This window comes from Nonlabens sp. Asnod3-A02 (assembly GCF_045063755.1).
Classification (GTDB): Bacteria; Bacteroidota; Bacteroidia; order Flavobacteriales; family Flavobacteriaceae; genus Nonlabens; species Nonlabens xylanidelens.
Genome location: NZ_JBEFOC010000007.1, coordinates 1,112,737 through 1,136,265 on the forward strand (window position 1 = coordinate 1,112,737; position 23,529 = coordinate 1,136,265).

Sequence of the window (23,529 nt, forward strand, 5' to 3'; positions counted from 1 at the left end):
ATGTCGTACACTTCAGAAACACTCACAGAATTAGAAAAAGAACATCAACTAGCATTAACAAATGCACAAGAAAAGATGTTAAGTGAATTGAGCGATGCACAAGCATCTGGTAATCATGCAAAATTACAAGAAGCAAGTATAGATTTTCAAAATCTAACCACAGAGCTCGCTGCAGAATATGCTAAGCGCATAGAAGAAATAAATGCTTTAAATCTTAAAGCAATAGTAGATAAAGAGCCAGAAATATATACTAATAAAAGAGCAGATGTGGATCTAAATCTATTAGTTTATGATGGAGATAGAGATTACGTTATTGCTTTTAAAGAAGATGAGTTAATACAGAAAACTCTAGAAAAAGTAAATGAAGGTAGTAAATTTAAGTCTAGAAAACATTTATTAAAATCTAGTTTAAGACTTACTAAAACTCTTGCACCTATGTTACATGACATAGGAGAGCATTGTAAAAAAACGCTTAAACTAAAAGCAGACATTGAATTCTTTGTATACCAAAGCGATATTTTTAACGCCTCTTGTTATCCTCCAGACGATAATAAACTATACATTATTTTATCTTCTGGAATACTAGAACGTTTTTCAAAAGAAGAATTAACCTTTGTTGTAGGACATGAAATAGGTCACGTACTTTTTGAACATTTTGATTACCCAGTAAGACAGATTCTTGATCATGGAGAGAATGATCTTGCACCTATTCACGCTATGAAATTATACGCTTGGAATAGAAATGCAGAGATAAGCGCAGATAGAGCAGGGTTATTATGTTGCCAGGATTTTGAAGCCGTAGGACGTACTTTCTTTAAATTATCATCTGGTGTAACTACAGACTCATTAGACTTTCAACTAAATGCTTATATCGAGCAATTTGTAGATCTAGAAGAAATTTTAAATGATTCTAACCATGATCCATCAGACTGGTATAGCAGCCATCCATTCAGTCCATTAAGAATTAAAGCGTTAGAGTTATTTAACAAAAGTGAAACTTACGCCGTTTTTAATGATTCTATAAAAGGTGAAATTACAGAAGAGGCCATGGAGTTAGAAATTAAACGCATCATGTCTCTAATGGAACCAGAAAATCTTGATGATCAATCTGAGCATTCTGAAAAGATACAGCGATTAATGTTTTTAGGTGGTTACCTTATTTCAAATGCAGACGGCGTTGTGGACGATTCAGAAATACAGGCTCTAAGCAGTATTGTGGCTCCTAAAATATTTGCAAACTGTATGATGACCATCAAAGGACTTACAGAAGATGAGATGATAAGCGAGGTACAACAACTCACTCGTGAATTACATATCGTACTCTCTGTAATGCAAAAATTAAATATTCTACGCGATTTGTCTATTATCTCATATGCAGACGGACATATAGATGAAAGCGAGGTAGTCGTCTTATACAATCTAGCGAGACTATTACATATCAATACTGACTTTATAGATCGTGTTATCAGTGATGCACAAGGAATAGATTAGATTAATAGTTGGTATAATTCCGCTTTCGCGAAAGCGGAGTTTATTTAAGGTTATAGGGAACCTTTAAGAAGGAGAAGGTAGCAATTTAAGTATTGCTACCTTTTTATCGTTTTAATTTAATACAGTTTCTAGATTCATTAAAATCCCAGTGCTTCTAAAACTACAATTTTAGGTAATTCTTTAGTTAAAATACTGTCTATGAAAATCCCTGATTTATACGTGCCATCTACAAAATAAATCACTCCATAGCCACTCCATATACCATCTTTATATTCTCCTACATATTTGATGACATCTTTATAATTTTCGTTACTAAATGATTTATAATTGGACCATTTAGTAATCCCAAAACCGTTTTTTGCATCATCCTTATACGTTCCTATAAAACTATATCCAGGATCTTGAAAAAGCGTCAGACCATTAGGTTTTGTATCTTTCCAATTACTGAAAATGTAACTGTTACTCTTTAATTTGTACTGTACTCCATAACCTGTATAAGTATCATTTTTTCCAATACCAGTGTACCAGCCACCATCTTCTAATTCCCATGCTACTGTATTATTACGATTAGTTTTATAAGAGTCATCCTCTGTGCCGAATAGCCAGTACCAGTTGTTTATGTATTTATATTTTGATTGATTTGCCTTGTGATAAACCTCTGCTTTTTCTTTTGGTGTTGCTGTCTGCGCATTTATGGAATAGGAACAAGCAAGAAATAATACTAGGATTGCAAATTGATTTTTCATATAATATTTTGTCAAATTTTGAAATATAAAATTAAGGTTTTGAATCTCTAATCAATAAATTTTAAGCTGCGTATTTTAATTTTTATGACAAGTTTATGGTATACATAAAGCTAGTGAAATAGATAGATTTCTTTTCTATTGTGGATAATGGGAAGGTTTTCAAAGTGTATTATAATTCAAAAAAGGGACAAATAATTTAAACCATCTGTTTTAAAGGTTACGTAAACTTTAAAAGGGTACGAACAACCAGATTTTCAGATTATGTTTTAGTAAATTTGCAGATAGAGAATGTATAGTTTTCATTATTTCATTAAAATAAATTTATGAGTACAGAGAAAAAAGTATGGTTTATTACTGGTGTATCATCAGGGTTAGGTAAACAATTAGCTAAAGAAGTATTATCACAAGGACAAATAGTAGTAGGGACTTTTAGAAAGCAAGAACAAGTTGAAGCTTTTAATAATGAAAATCCAGGTAACTCTTTTGGTGTACTTGTAGATGTAGCTTCTACACAAATGATCGTGGACGGTGTTAAAACTATACTTGATAAATTTGGTAAGATCGATGTTGTTGTAAATAATGCTGGTTATGGTATTATGGGTAGTATCGAAGAAATTTCTGACGAAGAAGTAAGAAGACAATTTGAGGTTAACGTTTTTGGTGTATTAACTACTATTAGAGAAATATTACCGGCTATGCGTAAACAACGTTCTGGTCATATTATTAACGTTACTTCTATTGCAGGACGTATAGGTTCTCAAGGTTTAGGTATCTACAACGGTTCTAAATTTGCACTAGAAGGAATAGGAGAGGCGCTTGCAGCAGAATTAAAGCCACTTAACATCAAAGTAACAAACGTAGAGCCAGGTCCATTTAGAACAGAGTGGGCAGGAAGTTCTGCAGCTTATGATAATACAAAAATCGAAGATTACGAAAGCACAGTAGGTGAGCGTATCAGAAGTTTACAAGAATTAAGCGGTAACCAGCCTGGTGATCCTGCAAAAGCTGCAAACGCGATCTATAAACTAGCACAACTAGAAGAGGCTCCAGTGCATTTACCATTAGGTAAAATAGCTTATGAAGTTTTTGGAAAAGTAAACAACGGATTAATCGAAGAGCTAGCTAAATTTGAAGATTTAGGTAAGCCATGTGATTTTGAATAAGTTTATGTAATTCATTTATATCATATAAAAACCGCCTCTTAGGCGGTTTTTTTGTTTACAATTGTAATACTTTAATTAATTCTTCTTTTATGATGTCTCTTTTTAATAGAAAAAATATAATCAACTGTATATCTATTAGCTTTTGTGCGGCATTGATTTATGGATGTTCTACTGGAAAAAGTTCAGTGAACAATAATGAAAGCACAACAGCATCTTACAATTTAAATCCAAATCTCACTCCTTCAGAAAACTTTGATTTATCTCATTGGAAAATTACTTTATCATCAGGAGAAGAGAAAAGCGTAGAAGAAATTAATAATGGATTTACATTAGATAATCAATTCTATACAGACTCTAAAGATGGTGGTATGGTCTTTAAAAATTATCCTAAAGGAGCAGGGACAACGGTAAATTCTACTTATTCCAGAGTGGAATTACGCGAGATGTTGCGTGGAAAAAATTCTAGTATCGATACCAAAGGTATTAATGGTAATAATTGGGTTTTTAGTTCTTCTACCAAAGAAAATCAAGAAATAGCTGGCGCTGTAGATGGTGTTTTAAGAGCTACTTTAAAAATCAATAGAGTTACAGAAACTTCTGGTAGTCCAGATCAAGTGGGTAGGATTATCATAGGACAAATTCATGCCAGTGATGACGAGCCTATCCGTCTTTATTATCACAAACAGCCAGATCATAGAAAAGGAGCTATTTATTTTGCTCACGAACCACGTAATAGACCAGATATTTATGAAAATATGTTAGGCAATTATGTGAGTGAAAAAGGAAGTACCGCTGGAAAATACAACGGTTCTAGTAGCCCTAGTAATGGAATTGCTCTTAACGAAGAGTTTTCTTATAGAATAGAGGTAAAAGGTAATCTGTTAAAAGTAGATCTTTTTGATGAAAGTGGTAAAAACATATCTTCTAAAGAAATAGACATGTCTACAAGCGGTTTTGCAAACGACTGGTTGTACTTTAAAGCAGGTATCTACTCTGCAAATAAAAAAGTATTGAGTTCTTCTGACTATGAGCAGGCTACTTTTTACAAGTTAGAGGTTTCTCATTAAATAGACACAGCCTCTAATTATTCATTAGAAGAAATAAAAACAGTTTTTGCAATTATCTATGCGCATCTTAATTAAAACTGATTGTTAAATGTTACCGTTGCAAAGGGATAAGCTATTATTCAAAGCCAATAAAAACTTATAAAAACATAACATGTCATCCAGCTATTTAAACTGTTTGTGAGTAAAAATAATAATGTCTGTATAGTACGGTAAATCATTATATTCATCTACCTTTAAGAGTCATTTAAATTTATGTCTATTTTTAAATCGTTTACCGAGCAGTCTATCAAGAAGCAAATGTTGTTTCTTGCGGTACTGTTTATAATCATAAACTGTGTAAGCAATTTATTTTTTGATATAACTATTTTTAGATCGGTTAGACTATTGTCTTCCTTAGCTGTTTTAACTTATTTCCTGGTAAAAATAGGTCATCAAAGCAAATGGATTTATATCATATTCATTTCACAATGCGTGTCTGATGTAGGTTTTCTCTTTTATGATTACAACTTTGGGCCCTACTTATTCCTTTTAACCTCTATCATCACATACCTTATCTATGTAATTAGAATTTTTAAAGATATTGAATGGAGTAAGTTTTTATGGTATGAAATTATCGCCTATATCGCGATGGCCACTTTTAATTGTCTTTCTTTTAATTACTTACTAAACAATCTAGTAGACTTATTTGAATCCCAAGTCCTGTTTTGCATTGTACACATTACTGGCTTTGTAGGTATAACATCATGTCTTATTTGTGGTTTAAATAATTCTACAAAAATCAGTAACAAAACATCTTATTACTTGTACGCATGTATAGCTTTTGTATTCGCAGATTTCTGTGCTATGATCGCTCATTACTACGAGTTTCATCCACAATTTTTTTATTTATTAGAACGAGGTAATTATTTATTTGGTTTGTTTATACTTTCTAAATATGCCTTAATGGATTTTAGAGATTATAATTCACTTAACGGAGCGAGAGTAGGTGATACCGCTACTATATAATAAGTTGATATAAATCATTCATTTAATAATGTCTTATTTAGGTGCATTCACCCATTTCAGTAATTTTTATTCTGATTTAAAGTCTCAGACCTAATAATGTTATCTAAATAGCTTTCCCTTTCTAATGGCACATGATGCAGTAATGATCGTAAGCGTTACATTTATTTTCTAACAGGTTTAATTTTTAATTATCAAAAAAATAAAACTCCCCAAAACAAAAAATCCCTAAACCAACGGTTTAGGGATTTTAAATATTAACTGTTTACAGTCACTACGACTGTAAACTAAATAAGCATTGCTTACTTCACTTCTTCAAAGTCTACGTCTTCTACATCACTTGTGTCATCAGCAGCTGCGCCAGCGTCACCTGCAGGTTGTCCACCTTCTTGTTGCGCTTTAGCCATTTCTTCACTAACACCAGCCCAAACTTGGTTTAATTTTTCCATAGCAGGATCAATTACAGTAAGTTCTTTAGTTTCAAAAGCTACTTTTAATTCGTTAAGAGCTTCTTCAATTGGAGCTTTTTTATCAGCTGGAATCTTCTCACCAAATTCCTCAAGTTGAGTTTCCGTTTGGAAAATCAATTGATCTGCAGCGTTAAGTTTGTCAGCTGTTTCTTTTGCTTTTGCATCAGCATCAGCATTTGCAGCAGCATCTTGCTTCATTTTCTCGATTTCTTCTTCAGACAGTCCAGAAGAAGCCTCGATACGGATATCTTGTTTCTTACCAGTTGCTTTATCTTCAGCACTTACTTTAATAATACCGTTTGCATCGATGTCAAAGGTTACTTCAATTTGTGGAGTACCTCTTCTCGCTGGTGCGATATCAGATAAGTGGAATCTACCGATAGTATTGTTATCGTTTGCCATAGCACGCTCACCTTGGATTACGTGAATCTCAACACTTGGTTGATTATCTGCAGCAGTAGAGAATACCTGAGATTTTTTAGTTGGGATAGTTGTGTTAGACTCAATTAATTTAGTCATAACACCACCCATAGTCTCGATACCTAAAGAAAGTGGAGTAACATCAAGTAAAAGAACGTCTTTTACATCACCAGTTAATACACCACCTTGGATAGCAGCACCTACAGCAACAACTTCATCAGGATTTACTCCTTTTGATGGCTTCTTACCGAAGAATTTCTCTACAGCTTCTTGCACAGCAGGAATACGAGTAGAACCACCTACAAGAATAATCTCATCGATATCACCTGTAGAAAGACCTGCGTTTTTCAATGCAGTTTTACATGGCTCGATAGTTCTTTTTACTAAGTCAGAAATTAATTGCTCAAAAGCAGACTTTGTAAGAGTTTTTACAAGGTGCTTAGGTCCTGAAGCAGTAGCAGTTACATAAGGTAAGTTAACCTCAGTTTGCGCACTAGAAGAAAGCTCAATTTTAGCTTTTTCTGCAGCTTCTTTAAGACGTTGTAAAGCCATTGGGTCCTGACGTAAATCAATACCTTCAGCAGCGTTAAAATCGTCAGCTAACCAGTTAATGATTTTTTGATCAACATCATCACCACCTAGGTGAGTATCACCATCTGTAGCAAGTACTTCAAATACACCGTCACCTAATTCTAGGATAGATACATCATGTGTACCACCACCAAAATCAAATACTACGATTTTTTGATCTGTATCTTTTTTATCTAATCCATAAGCTAGTGCCGCAGCAGTAGGCTCATTAATAATACGCTCAACTTTAAGACCAGCGATCTCACCAGCTTCTTTAGTTGCCTGACGTTGAGAATCGTTAAAGTATGCAGGTACAGTAATTACTGCTCCAGTTACTTCTTGTCCTAAATAATCTTCAGCAGTTTTCTTCATTTTTTGAAGAATCATTGCACTTAATTCTTGTGGAGTATAAAGACGACCATCGATATCAACACGTGGTGTATCATTATCTCCTTTTACTACAGAGTAAGGTACATATCCAGTTTCTTTAGAAGATTCACTGAATTTGTTACCCATAAAACGCTTGATAGATGCAACCGTTTTAGTTGGGTTAGTTACTGCTTGTCTTTTTGCAGGATCTCCTACTTTAATTTCACCACCTTCTACAAAGGCGATTACAGATGGAGTTGTTCTTTTTCCTTCTGCATTAGGTATTACTACAGGCTCGCTTCCTTCCATTACGGATACACAACTGTTAGTTGTACCTAAGTCTATTCCTATTATTTTACTCATTATAAATGTATTTTAATTTTTAGTTTCAATTTTTATTATGCTTTCCTTAAGTCAATGTTTGTGCCATGACATAAGTAGTGACATGATGTCATTTCTATATGACATATTGATTTAATTTATGTTTTATAAAATGTGTTATGTGTGTTACGCTTTCGCGAAAGCGGACAAAACCAAAGTTCTCCTTATTTATTGAGCTAAATATGGCAGTAAAATACTGTCTTACAATGGCAGTCGTACTAATGAATTATTAATTTTAAAGTGTTGTAATCACTATTTAATAATTAAAGTGTCTATAACCTACATTATGTTTACTTTTACCCAGCAAATTTGGAAAAAGAATGTCACAAAGTACCCCAGTAAAAATAGAAGCTATAAGTGTATTTGATATGCTCAAAATAGGTGTAGGACCTTCCAGTTCTCACACGCTAGGACCATGGAGAGCGGCACGTAACTTTTTAGGAAAACTGAAGGATAAAAATAGATTGCATCTAGTTAAAGAAATAGAAGTAGACTTGTACGGTTCTCTATCTCTTACTGGTAAAGGTCATGCTACTGACCTAGCTTGTATATTAGGATTAACAAATGCAGACCCTCAAACTTGTGACATAGATGAGATACCACAAATAGTAGATTATATTACAAATCAAAAATTATTGCAACTGGACGGTGTGCACTTAATTAATTTTGATCCTAAGACTCAAATACATTTTCACCGTAAATTTTTACCATATCATCCCAACGGTTTTAGATTTAAGGCTACCTTAAATACCGGCAAAGTCGTTTTTGAAACTTACTATAGTATAGGTGGCGGTTTCTTTGTTCAAAAAGAACGTAAAAGATCTGCTCGTAAAGTAGCCCTTTTTGAATGTTTTCCTAGACCTATTTCTAAGGCGACAGAATTACTAGCATATTGCGAGCGAGAAAACAAATCTGTTTCTCAAATAGTTCTTGAAAACGAAGAATACCTACACGATCCAGTAGACATCGATCAAAGACTTAAAGAAATTTGGGACGTGATGCTCGATTCCATGTACACAGGTTGTCATACAGAAGGTGTTTTACCAGGTGGTCTTAATGTGAGAAGAAGAGCATATGACACCCATGATCGATTACAGAAAGGAAAACCGTATTCTAATAAAGAAGAATGGATAGAAGCTATACGTAATACTGAGGTTAAATTTAGAGAAATTTTAAAATGGGTTTCTTGCTTTGCACTAGCTGTAAATGAAGTAAATGCATCGTTAGGTCGTGTGGTAACTGCTCCTACTAATGGTAGTGCCGGTGTTATACCTGCTGTAATCATGTATTACATGACCATAGAAAATCACGATGCAGATTTTAACGACGTAAAGAAATTCTTATTAGTCGCAGGAGAAATAGGAGCGTTGTTTAAAAAAGGAGCGACCATAAGTGCTGCAATGGGTGGCTGTCAGGCAGAAATAGGTGTAAGTAGTGCCATGGCTGCAGGTGCTTTAACAGAGCTTATGGGTGGTACACCAGCCCAAGTTCTTATGGCGAGTGAAATAGCAATGGAGCATCATTTAGGTTTAACATGTGATCCTATAGGTGGACTGGTACAAATACCTTGTATAGAACGTAACGCAATGGGAGCAATTAAAGCTATTAATGCTTGTGAAATGGCTCTCGATGCCGATGCTAAAAATGCCAAAGTACCTCTAGACAAAGTGATAGAGACCATGTGGCAAACAGCACTAGACATGAATACAAAGTATAAAGAAACTAGTGAAGGTGGTCTTGCAGTAAATGTAGCACTGTCTGATTGTTAAAATCGCGGTTTATTTATCTAGATTTTATGAAAATGCTGGCAATTATACAAATTGTTTGTTGATACCTTTGAGGTCTACTTAAATTACATGATCAGAAAAATTCATTTTAACATTGTCGTCGTATTTATACTTCTGGCACTATCTTCTTGTGCTGTAAAATCATTACAATTTGTAAATAATGAAAATACAACGCTTAAAACTACAGACTCTGAATATAGGAGCTTCTTTCTACTAGGTAATCTTAATTCAAAAACATCTCCTAATGATGATTTTAAAGCTATAATTAATGATATAAAGTCTAAAACAACAGACACAGATTACACCTTAATATTAGGTGATAATGTAAACTCAGAAAACTTTAATAAAAAAGACAAAGATGTAGCAGATAAAAATGCTTTTAAAGAACGACTGCAACTTATTAAAGGAATTGAGAATAACATTTATGTACTGCCAGGTAACCAAGACTGGAATGATGAGGGACTTGAAGGGCTCAAGAACATAGAAAAAATGGTAGAAGCCCAATTGGGTAACGACGAGGCTTTTCAACCAGAAAATGGCTGTCCTATGGAAGAAATAGACATATCTGACACCATGCACTTAATTATAGTAGATTCTCAATGGTACATAGAAGATTGGGATCAAAATCCTAAGTTTAACGATGAGTGCGAGATCAATACCAGAGAAAAATTCATTGCAGCATTATCTGACGAGATGCGCAAACAGCGACACAAGACTGTTATTATTGCGATGCACCATCCTTTATATTCTAATGGAACTTATGGCGGCCAGATGGGACCATCTACTGTATTTAAACCAAGCGTAGATAATTTATATGTACCGGTGTTAGGTAGCGCATGGAGTTTTATACGATCGCAAGGTGGTGTTTCTAGACAGGACCGTTATAATCCATTGATGAATGAGTTAATGGAAGAAATAAAAGCTGCATGCAGTGATCTGGATCGTGTCTTCTTTTTAAGTGCTCATGAGAAGTCATTGCAATACATGGATCATGGAAACATAAAGCAGATTATTTCTGGTTCTACTGTGCATACCGGAATTGCCAGTTTAGGAGATAAAGGAGTTTTGAGTAGCGGTGTTAATGGTTATGCTGAGTTGCGAGTTTTTAAGGATAAATCTTCTCAAGTGTTTTTCTATCAAGTAAAAGATGGAAATGTGGTAGAGGTTTATGGCGGTTCCGCTTTCGCGAAAGCGGAAAAGTTCCATCTAGATTCTTTAAAACCTATTACAGATAGATTTAAGAAAGCATCTGTATACTCACAGGAAGAAGTGGATAAAGATGACGATTATGAGAAATTTTATGGGCGTCATTACCGCTATTTATATGGTAAGAAAGTAAAAGCTCCGGTAGTAATGCTCGATACTTTATATGGAGGTGTTAAAGTAGAGCGAGCTGGTGGTGGTAACCAGACTCAAGGATTGCGACTGGTAGATAGTCTCGATAGAGAATATAATATGAGAGCGCTAGAAAAAGATGCGATACAATTCTTGAAAAGTGCTGGTTATGGAACTGTGGATGTAGAAGAATATTTTGGTGGGACATTTTCACAAGAACTTATAAGAGATTTTTATACAGCAGCACATCCTTATGGAGCGTTTGCAGTACCTAGACTTGCTGGAGCTATTGATTTAAACCACACACATCCTGTTTTATACTACGTGCCTAAACAAGAGACCTTGGGTGATTTTAATGAAATACATGGTGACCGCTTATACATGATCGTAGAAAAACCAGATAAATCCTTTGATAACCGTCACATGTTCGGTAATAATCAAGATGTAGAAAGCACGCCAGATTTATTTGAAAAAATGCGAGAGGATGAAAAAAACCGTGTGGATGAAAAGCTCTTTATACGTGCTCGTATTTTTGATATGTTATTAGGTGATTGGGACAGACATGAAGACCAGTGGAGATGGGCAGAAATAGTAGATACAGAAGATGAGGATAAGAAATCTTACATCGCGGTGCCACGAGATAGAGATCAGGTGTTTGCAAGATTTGATGGTAATTTATTAGACTTTATGCGCAAGTATGTCAAAGGAGCTAGACAATTTGGTGTTTATGGTCCAGACATTCCTCATATTAAAGAATTTAGTCAGAGTGCTATTAAATTAGATCGCGCTGTTATACAACGCAGTGGTTTTGACTTATGGTTAAAAGAAGTTCAATACATACAGGACCATCTAACACCTGATATAGTTGCTAAGGCATTTAATGAAATGCCCATAGAAGTTAGAGATGACTTATGGCAGCAAACTCAAGATGATCTTATCGCTCGTAAAGCAAATTTAAAAGATATAGTAACTCGCTATTACGATCATTTTCTAGCATTTCAGACCTTAAAAGGAACTGATAAAGATGATTTATTTGAGATAAATAGATTGCCTAATGGAATTACTGACATAAAAGCATATCGCATTAAAGATGGAGAAAAAGGTACCGTATTATTCTCAAGGTCTTTTGATAACCAGAAGACTAAGGAAATCTGGATTTATGGATTAGATGACGATGATGTGTTTAAAGTAAGTGGTAGAGGAGATAACTTAATTAAAATAGTCATTTCTGGAGGTAAAGGAAATGATGTTTATGACATAGATAAAGGACGTAAAATAGAAGTCTACGATTACAAGTCAGAGAAGAATAAATTAGAATCAAATAAGGGTGCTAAAGTTGTTTTTAGAGATGATTATGATATCAACCATTATGATACAGAAAGAGTCCCTAGTACAAGCCGTAAAGTAGATTTTATATTAGATTATAACCCAGATTATGGTTTTAGTCCTACCATAGGATTTGAAAAAATAAAAATAGGTTATGAGCGCAATCCTTATACCACTATGTATGGAATAAAGGCTCAATATTATTCACTCACACAATCTGCAAAATTTGATTTTAACGCAGGTTTAGGAAATGCCTTAGGACACTGGAATCTAGAGTTTAATGCAAAACTTACTACTAATAATTATACTGAGAATTTCTTCGGATATGGCAATCTATCCACATTTGATAAAGACACTGACTATGACACAAATCGTGTACAGTTTCAAAGACAAGAAGCTGACTTGCACATTAAAAAGATAGGTGGTTATGGTAGTACTTTTGATTTAGGTATAGGCTATAAAGCAGTTGAGTTTAACAGTGATTATCCTGATGTAATAGAGATCAAATCGCAACGAGAAGATTATTTAAATTTTCATGCTGATTATACTTATCAGAGCCTAGATAATAAACGTTTCCCTACCAGAGGAATGCTTTTTACAGCAAATATTTCATTTACTGACGATTTATCTAACGAGCGTAATTTCTTTTCTATAGATCCAGATCTTACCTTCTGGAATGCGATAGATGATAATAGAACCATCGTTTTAAAAACTAATCTAGGTGCACAAACTAGAATAGGAGATAGGCCTCATTTTTATCAAGCTGCAATGCTAGATAACAACAGCGGATTAAGAAGCTATAGAAATGAACGTTTTATAGGTGATTACTCCATATATGCAAGTGGTGATGTTTTATTAGATTTAAAACCTATTAAAACAAGATTGTTACCTATACGTATTACACCATACGTAGGTTTTGATATAGGTCAGGTAGGTATAGAAAATCAAAAAAGTTCTAAATTTTATAACAGTTATGGTGGTGGATTTAATCTAGGAATGTCTGGACTTTTTACCTCTAAGGTTTCTTATTTCCATGGTGCAGAAGGTGGTAGATTACAATTAGGTCTTATACTTTCTAAATAGTTATGGAATAATTTACTTCTTTTATATTCCGTAATATTGACGGTAAACGTAACAAACAGTACATTTATACCACTAATAAAGTATGATGACTAACGACCAAGTTCTAGCCGCTGGCTTACCTAATATAGAAGAAACTGATTTTCAAAAACACCCTAAGAGGTTTTTGAACAAAAAACTAATCGCAACTTTGCTCATTTTTGTACCATCTCTATCAGGTGTAATTATACCTTACTTTACTGCTAGTGAACATCCATGGGTATGGCAAACCACTGGTAGTATATGGTTAGTAACATTGATTATTACTATTTTTCTTGCGTATAAAGGCTACTTCGTAAGAGGTTATGTACTTAGAGAACAAGATATTACTTATAAAAAAGGCTGGCTGTTTCATAGTCAGATTACGGTACCATTTAATAGAATACAACATACCGAGATCAATCATGGTCCTATAGACCGCATGTTTAAATTGTGTCAACTGGATATTTTTACTGCTGGTGGTAGCTCTAGTGATTTAAGTATAAGTGGTCTAGACCCAGAAGATGCTGCAAAATTAAAGGAGTATATCTCAGGTAAATTATCGCACTATGCTTAATTTATCGACACCACAAAGACAAAGTAAGAAGATCATAGCCTTTTACCTTTTTAAAAGTATAAAAGGACTTTTATTTTATTTCTTATTTGCAGCCATAGGTACTAGGTCTATGGGAGAAGAAGCGTGGTACATCATCGCATTAATTTCTTTTGTAGTGATTATGTCACTAGTATCTCCTGTAATTAAGTATATCTATTTTACTTTTCACCTAGAGAGTGACGAGTTGATTATACAAAAAGGACTTATTCAAAAAGAGCGCAAAGCAATACCTCTAGAACGTATACAATCCATTAATATCACACAAAATGTTGTGCAACGTATTCTAGGTATCGTTTCTCTAGAAGTCGATACTGCAGGATCTAAAGCCAAAGAATTAGAAATACCTGGATTAGATCGAGAATTTGCAAGCCAATTTAAAGAGCTATTACAAGAACGTAAAGAAGAAATAGTAGAAGTTTTTAATGTAGAAACAGAATCTGCCATTGTTAACAATGATCTAGAATCTAATACGGAATTTAACGATACAACCGCAAATACAATTAAAAAAGAAACAACCTATAAAAAGCTAAAGGAACAGATAGAAACACCTATTCTTAAACTAGGTTTAATGGACCTTCTCAAAGTAGGTATAACACAAAATCATTTAAAAAGTGGAGGCCTAGCCATAGGTGTTGTATTCGGTAGTTGGTACAATATTAAGGAGATTCTAGAAGAGTATTTTGGCGACTGGTTAGAGCAGTTTTCTTTTGAAAATGTTATTTCTGGAACGAGTATAGGTCTGGCAGTTGCTACCATTGTTGCATTTTTGTTTTTCTCTGTAATTATAAGTTTGATACTAGCAATTAATAAGTATTGGAATTTTAGCATGGTAAAAAAAGGTGCCGATCTAGAAATTGAAATGGGGTTATTAAATAAAAAGGAGATCAAAATACCATTAAGTAAAGTTCAGATCTTAGAGTTTCATTCTAATCCGTTGAGGAAATTATTAGGTTTTCAAACGGCACAAATATTTCAAGCACAGTCTACTAATGATAAACTAAGTCATGTGTCTGTTCCTGCATGTACGGTGGCACATCAAAAGGTTCTACAGCACTTAATATTTAAACAACCGGTCGAAGAAACTGAAATTGAGTTGATTTGCAATCCATGGTCTCATGCGCGGCTACGTTTTTATATACTCTCTATTTTTATAATACCTAGTGTAGGGACTGCCATTTATTTTGAGCAATACTTAGCTATCATTCCTTTGTTATTATTCATGATTCTATTGATCTGTATGGCATTTATGTACGGTAAAAAAAGCAAGATTGTTAAGGACGATGATTTTGTGGTATTTAAAAAAGGATGGCTTTTCCCTAAAACTATTATCTCACCTATTTTTAAAACACAGGCTGTAGAAAAATGGCGCAGTGTATTTCTTAAACGTAGGAGAGAGGCTCATTTTAAATTACATACAGCAGCTGGTACAAGAGGGTTGCGTTATTTCAAAGAAGATCAATTAAATACATTGATTAATACTGTTAACAATCAGGTGATTTGCAGTGAACAGAAATGGATGTAGATATATAATTCCTTTCTTTGATTATAATTTTTATAATTCCGCTTTCGCGAAAGCGGAACTCCTATATGCATTTTTAATAGTAATTAGATTTGAGGTGTTTTCTAATTTTATCTTCTTAAAACTTTCACATTTATTAAACATTTGTATCTACAAACATATAGTACCTTTGTATCGTGCACGACACAAATTACAAAATGAACAAAGAAGAGCAATTAAAATTGAGCAGTCAGGTATGTTTCCCGATATATTCTGTGTCGAGACTACTGACTAAGGCTTACAAACCGTACTTAGATAGAATGGGGATTACTTATCCTCAATATCTTGTATTACTCGTTCTTTGGGAAAATGATAGTGTGACTGTAAATGAAATTACATCAAAACTATATCTCAATACAAACACGGTATCTCCTCTATTAAAGAGGATGGAAACAGCACATTTAATAGAACGTAAACGATCTAAAAGTGACGAGCGTAGTGTTCTTATTGAGTTGACATTAAAAGGTAAAGAACTTAAAACCATCGCCAGTGAGGTGCCAGATAAATTATTGCAAGTGTTACTAACGACTAATGTGCAATTACCAGATATTATGACTTTAAAAGAAACTCTAGAAGAGTGGATAGAAGTTTTAAGTGAACAAAAAAATAAACAAAATAAATAAATTAATATGGAATTATTAGAACGTCTACAGTGGAGATATGCTGCAAAAGCTATGAATGGTAAAAAAGTACCACAGGACAAAATGGATAGAATTCTAGAAGCAGCTAGACTAGCAGCTACTTCTAGTGGTTTACAACCTTTTGAGATTTTTGTGATTAAAAGTCAAGAGATAAAGGAAAAAATACGCCCTATCGCATGGAATCAGTCTGTGGTAACAGATTGTTCTGATTTATTAGTGTTTGCTGCATGGGATAAGTATACAGAAGATCGTATCAACTACATGTTTGACCTAGTTAATGAAAAGAGAGGTTTTAAAAATGAAGGTTGGGAAAATTACCGCCAACAATTGTTAGGTATTTATCCACAACAAGCTGACGAGATTAGTTTTAACCATGCTGCAAAACAAGCTTATATTGCTTTTACGCACGCTATGATTGCTGCTGCATTTGAAGAAGTAGATGCGACACCTATGGAAGGTTTTGATGCAGATGCTGTAGACGAAATTTTAGGATTGAGAGAAAAAGGATTGAGAAGTACGGTATTACTACCTATAGGTTACAGAAACGAGTCTGAAGACTGGTTAGTTAATCTTGAGAAAGTAAGAAGAAGTACAGAGGAATTAGTCACAGTAATTGATTAAGGAAAATTGAAGAAGTTTAAAAATATAGCTATCGCTTTTGTTCTATTTGCAGCATTAGGTTGTAGTGAGAAGAAAGAAAATAAGGCTGAAACAGCTGAATTAGAAAATAACAGTAAAATTAAAAAAGAAAATAAAATGAAAGTATTATTTGTTTTAACATCGCACGATAAATTAGGAGATACAGGAAAGAAAACTGGTTTCTGGGTAGAAGAGTTTGCAGGACCATATTATACTTTAAAAGATAAAGGAGTAGAAATTACTCTTGCTACACCTAATGGTGGACAAGCGCCTATCGACCCTTCTAGTGCATCACCAGATGCTGCTACTGAGTTTACAGAAAGATTTGATAAGGATGAGGAAGCTCAAAAACTTATCAATACAACACACAAATTAACTGACGTTAATGCTGCTGATTATGACGCAGTATTCTATCCAGGTGGACATGGTCCATTATGGGATCTTGCAAACGATGCAACTTCTATAAGTTTAATTGAGACTTTTAATAGTCAGGATAAACCAGTAGGATTTGTATGTCACGCACCTGCTGCATTGAAAAGTGTTAAGGGAACTGATGGTAATCCACTAGTTAAAGGTAGAAAAGTTACAGGATTTACAAACTCCGAAGAAGATGCGGTACAATTAACTGATGTAGTGCCTTTCTTAGTAGAAGATATGCTTCAAGAAAATGGCGGTATTTATTCTAAAGGAGATGACTGGTCTGAGTATGCATTACAAGATGGTAATTTAATTACAGGTCAAAACCCTGCATCATCTGTACTAGTAGCAGAAAAATTATTTGCTGCGGTTAAATAATTCTATTTATATAAATTTAAAAAGGGCTTATTTCTATTAAGAGGTAAGCCCTTTTTTTATATCTTAAATTCTCTATAAATCAATGTAGTAAACAGATTCTAGAAATAACTTTTCAGCGATTTCTTGATTTTTATCGTCCTTTAATTCTTTTAGAACACCAGCTATTTTAACTCGATTTTCTGGTAGTTTTTGAGATCCTTTTATATGAGCGATTAAGAAAGTAATATCAGATTCTTGATCTCTTATTTCATACACATCATATCTATCCATGATAGGAATCATGGTAAACGTTGTAACGCTGCCGGTCATAATAGGTACCATTATAAAACCGTTAAAATCATTTTTAGACTCCGTTAATTTGGGGATACCAGTGATGATGGTGTTTGCAGATTTAATACCAGTAGATTGTACTTGTGATGGTAGAAATTCCTGTGGCTTATACTTTAAATATGTTTCTTTAAGATTCTCATCTAGTTTAGAAAGAACTTCAGCTTTTTGTGTCTTGTCCAGTTGTGCTAGTGATAATTCTAAAAATAGAATCATTTGTTGTTGGTCATTAAAAAGCCCACCTACTTTTCCTAGTTCGGCTTTAGAAATAATACCGTCGTCTGCTCTAGTGAGTATGTTATAAAATCGACCACCATTATCAAGTATAGAAATAGCATCATTTGGGTGTTTAAAAGGTTCTATTTTTTTCATAATACTGTTGATTTTATAGGTTAGAAAGAACTATTTATTGTGAGTTTTTATTCTTTTTTAAATACCTTTTCTTTAATAGATTTTATTTTCTTTTTGACCTTTTTTCTCTTAGAAAAAGCATTTGAAATAGCCATAGTTGTTAATAACGCGATAAAAGCAATAGTACCTAATGCACCACCATAACCATTAAAGAAATTTCCTTTATTAATGTATATCACACTGAAGAGAATACCGGCAAGAGCGAGACGTAAATAACTACCTTTAGAATGTGAGGCAACCATACCTATAAATGAAGTACCTATAAAAACTATAGGTATACTCTTTGATAAATATTCATTTAATACATCAGGGAAAATATAAAAAAACAAACCTACTATTAATGCTAACAGTGCAGATGCTCTTACTGCGCCTTGCTTTAAATGTTCATTTACATAATAGGTAAGAACAGATCCTAATATACCGACTAGTACTATGATTACATAATTCATATCGATAACCAGTTTAATAAATATATGACTACCACACCCAAAAAGGCAATCGAACCTAGTTTGCCACCTATACCTAAGAATAGATTCTTAGAGAGCATGAAAAAGACACCTGTCAGTACACCAGCAGTAACTATAAAACCTACAGATGGTGATATTTCTACACTAGACATACCTACAAATGCACCACAATAAATAGCGGCAGGTAATTTTTTTAAGTAATCTGATTTTTTGTTTAATGCAGGTATAAATGATGCTGTGGTTCCTGTAATCCCTGCTGCAAGTACACTGCCTAAATCTCCATAAACATTAAGGGAATAACAAATTAGTGCACCTATGGGAACCCAAATAACTACAGATATTTTTTCATAAGAATGATCTTCATGATGCAAGTCTAAATACCGGTACCCAAAGAATATAGTGAGAGCGATAAGAAGTACAGAGGTAACTATTAGAAAATTATTAGATTCATAATTCTCTTTTAAGGTCATTAACAAGAAGGTAATCTGCATTATAAAAACAGTTATTACCATAAAGAATCTAATGGCCTTATGTCTCTTCATGAGCTGTATTTAGTTTAAATTCTAAACAAATTTAAAGTAAAATAGGAGAGAAGCCGGCAGAATAGAAGACTAGTTCTAGACTTTTTTAAAAAGCTCAACAAAAACAAATCTTTCCAATTGTATAAATCAAAAAAGGCTAATTGTTTTTTAATTTACAATTAGCCTTAAAATGTAATGTGAGACTTACCTATTAATCAATAGGTAATAGAACTTTGTTTACCGTAAAACTCATTTCAGAAATATCTGGTGTAACCTCATTAATTCTAGAATTAGTAAAATATAAGTAGTTATTATAGATACTAAAAGTGTCTGCCCATTTTACTTTATCACCTTCTACAAGCGTGCGAATAGAGCCATCTGGCTTTCTGTATTGTATTTTATTACTCTCCAAATCTGCGTAGTATAGATTTCCTGATTGGTCAATGATCATTCCGTCAGGAGCAGCAGTTTTTGCTTCTAGTTTTACGTTTTTTTCTATCTCACTAGATAAAACTAATGAATCTGTACTTACAGAATATAAACTGTAACCAGTAAGTGCATGATAATAAAGGCGGTCGTTTTTTGTATCCAGAGCTATTCCGTCAGAATGTACAGTGTTGTTCCATACCTTATTATTAAAAGTTAAGCTAGAAACTTCAGCAGTAGTAGATGTATGATCTGTTAGAACTCTCGTTGATTTCTTAGTTTTTAAATCAACAATCACTAATCCTGCATGTCCAGAATCTGTTAAATAGATTTTGTTATTTTCCTTATCTACTCTTAAATCGTTGATATAAGAATCTTTAAAATAACTATCTGAATTTAGAAATATAGTCTCTACCAGCTCATCTGTATTAAAATCAAACACATAAACACGTGGAGCGTCCAGTACATTTTTAAATAAAGGACTTCTAGTATCCACTACATATAAAAGGTTTTCAAAAGCTACAACAGATTGCACACCTACGAATTGTGTATCACTTATTGGTAGGTCTATTTCCCATGAATTCCACTCATGATTAGGATAGCTCATTTGCTGCCCATCTTCTTTTATTTCCATTACAGAATTGGTAACCCCTTTTCTCCATCTAGGAAAATTTACAAAAATACGTCCAGAATCAGATAAGGTTACACCGGTAACTTGCTGTCCTTTAAACTCTGTCACCACATCTATTTGTGGTTCTATAATTTCTATTGATTCAGAAACTTTGATATCTACGGTATCTCTAGTTTTATCTTTACAAGAACTAAAGATTGCTAAACAAATAGATAGAATTGCTATATTTTTTTTCATGATGTAAAGTTAGATAAATATTCAATTATTTAGCATACGCACCAGAAGAATAGGTCAACTCATAACTATGAGTATATATCTCAAACACAATACCAAATGGGTCTTCTACATAACACATTTTGAATGGTTTTTCCTTAGGGTAATACTCTCTAATAGGCATTCTTTGTTTACCTCCATAAGCCACTATTTTCCCTATTAATTCTTCAATATTAGGATCTTGAACAGAGTAATGAAATAATCCTGTGTTAAACGGATTAAACTTTGGTGCTTTCTTCACTCCATGAGGGAAAGAAAATAACTCGATTCCAATACCGTCAGACGTAGATAAATGAGCAATTTCAAATTCTGTCCATTCCTCGCCAAAAACGTCAATACACATTTGACCTATCGCGGTTCCTTTTTCTTTTTTAACCGTTGCAGGTACCATAATAACATACCACCCCATTACTTCAGAGTAAAATTTAACGGCCTCGTTAATATTAGGTACAGTAAGTCCTATATGAGAGAATGACTTAGGGTAATCTTTATTAGTATCCACAACATTTATTTTAGATTTCAAAAATACTCTATATTTGCCTTATTAGAAATAACTTACCTAAAAGTACTATAGTTACCTAAAAGAGTAAATTACACATTATTAAATATTTAATAAAAATTATTTTGAAAAAAAATAACATTTGCCCATTAAATTACACCATGGGATTGATAGGTACTAAGTGGAAACCATTAGTATTATTTCATTTATTAGAAGGCGGTTTAAGATCTGGAGTTCTTCAAAAACACATCCCTGGAATCTCTAATAAGATGTTTACTCAAACGGTCAGAGAACTTGAAAAAGACGGTTTAATTTCAAGAAAAGTTTACCCTGTAGTGCCTCCCAAAGTAGAGTATCAACTAAGCGATAGAGGACAGTCGTTAGAGCCTATTTTGAGAGCTCTGGATCAATGGGGTTTAAAGGATGTTACCATTATTGATATGCCACAAGTATAGAATATAGAGATTGGCTTATTTGTTAGCATATATACAGTCTTTTGTACGAGTGTTTTTTTCTATTCCGCTTTCGCGAAAGCGGAATCTTAAATACCACTTTTAAAAACTATGAACTTTAAAACAATAAAAGCTCTCTTGTTATATGTAAAGAGAGCTTTTAAAATCATGATTTGAGTAAATAATGATTAATCGATGTTAAAACTATTTTCTATAATTCTAAATCCTTGAGAATTCTTTTGATGGTCTTCTAAAGCCTCTTGAGTTAATATTGCGTAAGAACTACCTTGATTAGTAAACGCTATAATCTTACCTTGATGTTTTAAACCCATTGTGGTAAATTCAAAGGATGAAGTACGTGATTTAATAGTGCTAAATTCATCGTCTTCTATAGGATCAAAATTTAAATTGTTTATAAAACTATTCAATTTTAATTCTTCTATATTCATATCTATCATAAGGTCATGGTCTAGTATGTAATCAAAGGAAACTATAGTCATCAGTCCGCTAGAATTAAGGCCTTTTTTTTCTACTGCCATATAATAAATACCTTCTTCAATAAGCTCTTCATCGGTTACATGCCAGTCTTCTGGATAACTGAAAGAGAAACCATTACCTTGATATTTACTTTTATTTACACTACCGTCATCTGTACTAGTGGTCGCGTGGTTTTCAATATTTACTGTAGTATCGGTTGCATTTTTACAAGAGGTTATTAAAAGAAACGCAAGTAAAAAAGTCAGAGAAGTTTTCATAAGGTTGGTTTAGGTTAGTTGTAAATAAAGTTATTGTATTTTAAGATTTAAAAATAAAGGAAACTATGATTAATTACCTAGTTATTGCTTCTAATTGATTTGATTAAGATGTCTTGCTAGAAAAACACCTGTACTAGAACATGCCTGCAGTAGATAGCCACCAGTAGGGGCGTCCCAATCTATCATCTCACCTATACAATATTGATTAGGTAGGATTTTAAGTTCATAATTTTCTGTTAGGGCGTCTCTATCGACACCACCTACGGTAGATATAGATTCTTCTATAGATGCGGTATTGATTATCTCTAAAGGAAATTGTTTTATATGACTAGCCAGTATTTCCTTATTAAGGTACGATTCTTTTGATAGATAGAATTTTAATAGATCTATTTGTGGAAGACTTAATTTGAGCTCTTTCTTTAATATGTCCTTTGTCGTTCTATAATTAGACAATTTAATTTTTGAAATTACTTTTTCTAAGGATAAGGATGGTTTAAAATCTATAAATATAGTAGCTGTAGAATGAGTAATCAATTGCTGTCTTATTTGAGGGCTAAGACCATAAATGGCGTTACCTTCTAGACCAAATTTAGTAATAACAGCTTCTCCTTTCTGGACTACATCATTACAGCAAATAGCTATATTTTTTAAAGGTGTACCTTCATTTAATTCTATAAATTTAGAATTCCAATTAATGTTAAAACCACAATTAGACGCCTGAAAAGGTTGAATGTCTATCGATTGACCTTGAAATGTAGATAGCCAGTCACCAGTAGAGCCAGTTACACTCCAGCTGGCACCGCCTAGAGCAAAAATGGTATAATCTGATTTTACTGCATGATCATTAATAATGGGGTAATTATGTGTATCCCAACCGCTGAAGGTATGTTCATATTTAAACAAGACACCTTTCTTTTTAAGATGATTTAATATAGAATTCAGAACTTGAATAGGCTTTTTTCCATCTTCAGGATAGACTCTTTTACTACTGCCTACATAAGTAGGGACGCCTATTTGTTCTAACCAGTTTCTAAAATCTTGATTTGTAAAATGAAGTAGGGCAGTAGATAGAAAATTATTAGGTGTGTATCTATTGATTAATTTTTCTATAGATTCTGAATGCGTTAAGTTAAAACCACCTTTTCCGGCAACTAAAAATTTGCGGCCAGACGTTTTGTTTTTCTCATAGATAGTGGTAGAAAACTTTTCCTTATCTAGAAAAGCAGCCAGCAAAAATGCTGATGGACCACCACCTATAATAGCAACTGATTTTTTCATGAAACAAAAGTAATT

The 23,529-nt window shown here is 33.4% G+C and carries 21 protein-coding genes; 12 read left to right on the top strand and 9 right to left on the bottom strand.

From position 1 onward, the window contains the following. On the top strand, positions 1-1,491 hold the full coding sequence (locus tag ACJJVN_RS08440) for a M48 family metalloprotease (protein ID WP_405377799.1): 1,491 nt from the start codon (positions 1-3) through the stop codon (positions 1,489-1,491). Between the two features lie 137 nt (positions 1,492-1,628). Here ACJJVN_RS08440 and ACJJVN_RS08445 read toward each other — a convergent pair whose 3' ends face one another. After that, complete coding sequence (locus ACJJVN_RS08445) at positions 1,629-2,237, bottom strand: hypothetical protein (RefSeq protein ID WP_405368448.1); 609 nt, start codon at positions 2,235-2,237, stop codon at positions 1,629-1,631. A gap of 323 nt (positions 2,238-2,560) precedes the next feature. Between ACJJVN_RS08445 and ACJJVN_RS08450 the strand changes: the two genes are divergently transcribed. From ACJJVN_RS08450 to ACJJVN_RS08460, 3 genes are all read left to right on the top strand, one after another. Next, positions 2,561-3,400 carry an oxidoreductase gene (locus ACJJVN_RS08450; protein ID WP_104514810.1) on the top strand — a complete coding sequence of 280 codons (840 nt, stop codon included), beginning with the start codon at positions 2,561-2,563 and terminating at the stop codon, positions 3,398-3,400. An 89-nt stretch (positions 3,401-3,489) separates the two neighbouring features. Further along, the gene (locus ACJJVN_RS08455; protein ID WP_405377800.1) at positions 3,490-4,467 is read left to right on the top strand and encodes a polysaccharide lyase family 7 protein; all 978 of its coding nucleotides are present in this window, start codon (positions 3,490-3,492) and stop codon (positions 4,465-4,467) included. An 843-nt stretch (positions 4,468-5,310) separates the two neighbouring features. Further along, positions 5,311-5,472, top strand: a complete 162-nt coding sequence (locus ACJJVN_RS08460) for a hypothetical protein (protein WP_405377801.1) — start codon at positions 5,311-5,313, stop codon at positions 5,470-5,472. Positions 5,473-5,771: 299 nt separating this feature from the next. On the opposite strand, the gene dnaK is transcribed toward ACJJVN_RS08460, so the two are convergent. Beyond that, positions 5,772-7,661 carry a molecular chaperone DnaK gene (gene dnaK, locus ACJJVN_RS08465; protein WP_104514813.1) on the bottom strand — a complete coding sequence of 630 codons (1,890 nt, stop codon included), beginning with the start codon at positions 7,659-7,661 and terminating at the stop codon, positions 5,772-5,774. A 338-nt stretch (positions 7,662-7,999) separates the two neighbouring features. On the opposite strand from dnaK, the gene ACJJVN_RS08470 reads away from it, so the two are divergent. From ACJJVN_RS08470 to ACJJVN_RS08500, 7 genes are all read left to right on the top strand, one after another. Further along, the gene (locus ACJJVN_RS08470; protein WP_405368454.1) at positions 8,000-9,448 is read left to right on the top strand and encodes an L-serine ammonia-lyase; all 1,449 of its coding nucleotides are present in this window, start codon (positions 8,000-8,002) and stop codon (positions 9,446-9,448) included. Between the two features lie 87 nt (positions 9,449-9,535). Continuing rightward, a complete protein-coding gene (locus tag ACJJVN_RS08475; RefSeq protein ID WP_405377802.1) occupies positions 9,536-13,210 on the top strand; it encodes a metallophosphoesterase in 3,675 nt (1,224 codons plus the stop codon). A gap of 85 nt (positions 13,211-13,295) precedes the next feature. Continuing rightward, complete coding sequence (locus ACJJVN_RS08480) at positions 13,296-13,802, top strand: PH domain-containing protein (RefSeq protein ID WP_405377803.1); 507 nt, start codon at positions 13,296-13,298, stop codon at positions 13,800-13,802. Continuing rightward, positions 13,795-15,363, top strand: a complete 1,569-nt coding sequence (locus ACJJVN_RS08485; RefSeq protein ID WP_405377804.1) for a PH domain-containing protein — start codon at positions 13,795-13,797, stop codon at positions 15,361-15,363. Before ACJJVN_RS08480 ends, ACJJVN_RS08485 begins: the two co-directional genes overlap by 8 nt. Before the next feature lie 194 nt (positions 15,364-15,557). Then, positions 15,558-16,022, top strand: coding sequence for a MarR family winged helix-turn-helix transcriptional regulator (locus ACJJVN_RS08490; protein ID WP_405377805.1), 465 nt, complete (start codon positions 15,558-15,560; stop codon positions 16,020-16,022). Between the two features lie 6 nt (positions 16,023-16,028). Beyond that, positions 16,029-16,661 (top strand): NAD(P)H-dependent oxidoreductase, encoded by a 633-nt coding sequence (locus ACJJVN_RS08495; protein WP_405377806.1) that lies wholly within the window; start codon positions 16,029-16,031, stop codon positions 16,659-16,661. 6 nt (positions 16,662-16,667) lie between these two features. Then, positions 16,668-17,474: a type 1 glutamine amidotransferase domain-containing protein gene (locus tag ACJJVN_RS08500; RefSeq protein ID WP_405368464.1), complete on the top strand. Its 807-nt coding sequence runs from the start codon at positions 16,668-16,670 to the stop codon at positions 17,472-17,474. 72 nt (positions 17,475-17,546) lie between these two features. Here ACJJVN_RS08500 and ACJJVN_RS08505 read toward each other — a convergent pair whose 3' ends face one another. The 5 genes from ACJJVN_RS08505 to ACJJVN_RS08525 form a co-directional block, all read right to left on the bottom strand. After that, positions 17,547-18,173 carry a hypothetical protein gene (locus tag ACJJVN_RS08505; protein ID WP_405377807.1) on the bottom strand — a complete coding sequence of 209 codons (627 nt, stop codon included), beginning with the start codon at positions 18,171-18,173 and terminating at the stop codon, positions 17,547-17,549. Positions 18,174-18,220: 47 nt separating this feature from the next. Next, positions 18,221-18,661: a hypothetical protein gene (locus ACJJVN_RS08510; RefSeq protein ID WP_405377808.1), complete on the bottom strand. Its 441-nt coding sequence runs from the start codon at positions 18,659-18,661 to the stop codon at positions 18,221-18,223. Next, the gene (locus ACJJVN_RS08515) at positions 18,658-19,221 is read right to left on the bottom strand and encodes a hypothetical protein (protein ID WP_104514822.1); all 564 of its coding nucleotides are present in this window, start codon (positions 19,219-19,221) and stop codon (positions 18,658-18,660) included. Before ACJJVN_RS08515 ends, ACJJVN_RS08510 begins: the two co-directional genes overlap by 4 nt. A 190-nt stretch (positions 19,222-19,411) precedes the next feature. After that, a complete protein-coding gene (locus ACJJVN_RS08520; protein WP_405377809.1) occupies positions 19,412-20,494 on the bottom strand; it encodes an L-dopachrome tautomerase-related protein in 1,083 nt (360 codons plus the stop codon). 25 nt (positions 20,495-20,519) lie between these two features. Continuing rightward, positions 20,520-21,032, bottom strand: a complete 513-nt coding sequence (locus ACJJVN_RS08525; RefSeq protein WP_405377810.1) for a VOC family protein — start codon at positions 21,030-21,032, stop codon at positions 20,520-20,522. A gap of 158 nt (positions 21,033-21,190) precedes the next feature. Between ACJJVN_RS08525 and ACJJVN_RS08530 the strand changes: the two genes are divergently transcribed. Continuing rightward, on the top strand, positions 21,191-21,484 hold the full coding sequence (locus tag ACJJVN_RS08530; RefSeq protein WP_405377995.1) for a winged helix-turn-helix transcriptional regulator: 294 nt from the start codon (positions 21,191-21,193) through the stop codon (positions 21,482-21,484). A 185-nt stretch (positions 21,485-21,669) separates the two neighbouring features. Here the strand turns inward: ACJJVN_RS08530 and ACJJVN_RS08535 are convergent, their stop codons facing one another. Further along, on the bottom strand, positions 21,670-22,236 hold the full coding sequence (locus ACJJVN_RS08535; protein WP_104514823.1) for a PsbP-related protein: 567 nt from the start codon (positions 22,234-22,236) through the stop codon (positions 21,670-21,672). A gap of 90 nt (positions 22,237-22,326) precedes the next feature. After that, entirely contained in the window at positions 22,327-23,514 is a 1,188-nt protein-coding gene (locus tag ACJJVN_RS08540; protein ID WP_405377811.1) for an NAD(P)/FAD-dependent oxidoreductase, read from the bottom strand. Positions 23,515-23,529: the final 15 nt, after the last annotated feature.

Excerpts from the sequence above, each read along its gene's own strand:
- ACJJVN_RS08440 (WP_405377799.1), top strand. The coding sequence starts at position 1 with ATGTCGTACACTTCAGAAACACTCACAGAATTAGAAAAAGAACATCAA.
- ACJJVN_RS08445 (WP_405368448.1), bottom strand. The coding sequence starts at position 2,237 with ATGAAAAATCAATTTGCAATCCTAGTATTATTTCTTGCTTGTTCCTAT.
- ACJJVN_RS08450 (WP_104514810.1), top strand. The coding sequence starts at position 2,561 with ATGAGTACAGAGAAAAAAGTATGGTTTATTACTGGTGTATCATCAGGG.
- ACJJVN_RS08455 (WP_405377800.1), top strand. The coding sequence starts at position 3,490 with ATGATGTCTCTTTTTAATAGAAAAAATATAATCAACTGTATATCTATT.
- ACJJVN_RS08460 (WP_405377801.1), top strand. The coding sequence starts at position 5,311 with ATGATCGCTCATTACTACGAGTTTCATCCACAATTTTTTTATTTATTA.
- dnaK (WP_104514813.1), bottom strand. The coding sequence starts at position 7,661 with ATGAGTAAAATAATAGGAATAGACTTAGGTACAACTAACAGTTGTGTA.
- ACJJVN_RS08470 (WP_405368454.1), top strand. The coding sequence starts at position 8,000 with ATGTCACAAAGTACCCCAGTAAAAATAGAAGCTATAAGTGTATTTGAT.
- ACJJVN_RS08475 (WP_405377802.1), top strand. The coding sequence starts at position 9,536 with ATGATCAGAAAAATTCATTTTAACATTGTCGTCGTATTTATACTTCTG.
- ACJJVN_RS08480 (WP_405377803.1), top strand. The coding sequence starts at position 13,296 with ATGACTAACGACCAAGTTCTAGCCGCTGGCTTACCTAATATAGAAGAA.
- ACJJVN_RS08485 (WP_405377804.1), top strand. The coding sequence starts at position 13,795 with ATGCTTAATTTATCGACACCACAAAGACAAAGTAAGAAGATCATAGCC.
- ACJJVN_RS08490 (WP_405377805.1), top strand. The coding sequence starts at position 15,558 with ATGAACAAAGAAGAGCAATTAAAATTGAGCAGTCAGGTATGTTTCCCG.
- ACJJVN_RS08495 (WP_405377806.1), top strand. The coding sequence starts at position 16,029 with ATGGAATTATTAGAACGTCTACAGTGGAGATATGCTGCAAAAGCTATG.
- ACJJVN_RS08505 (WP_405377807.1), bottom strand. The coding sequence starts at position 18,173 with ATGAAAAAAATAGAACCTTTTAAACACCCAAATGATGCTATTTCTATA.
- ACJJVN_RS08510 (WP_405377808.1), bottom strand. The coding sequence starts at position 18,661 with ATGAATTATGTAATCATAGTACTAGTCGGTATATTAGGATCTGTTCTT.
- ACJJVN_RS08515 (WP_104514822.1), bottom strand. The coding sequence starts at position 19,221 with ATGAAGAGACATAAGGCCATTAGATTCTTTATGGTAATAACTGTTTTT.
- ACJJVN_RS08520 (WP_405377809.1), bottom strand. The coding sequence starts at position 20,494 with ATGAAAAAAAATATAGCAATTCTATCTATTTGTTTAGCAATCTTTAGT.
- ACJJVN_RS08530 (WP_405377995.1), top strand. The coding sequence starts at position 21,191 with ATGGGATTGATAGGTACTAAGTGGAAACCATTAGTATTATTTCATTTA.
- ACJJVN_RS08535 (WP_104514823.1), bottom strand. The coding sequence starts at position 22,236 with ATGAAAACTTCTCTGACTTTTTTACTTGCGTTTCTTTTAATAACCTCT.
- ACJJVN_RS08540 (WP_405377811.1), bottom strand. The coding sequence starts at position 23,514 with ATGAAAAAATCAGTTGCTATTATAGGTGGTGGTCCATCAGCATTTTTG.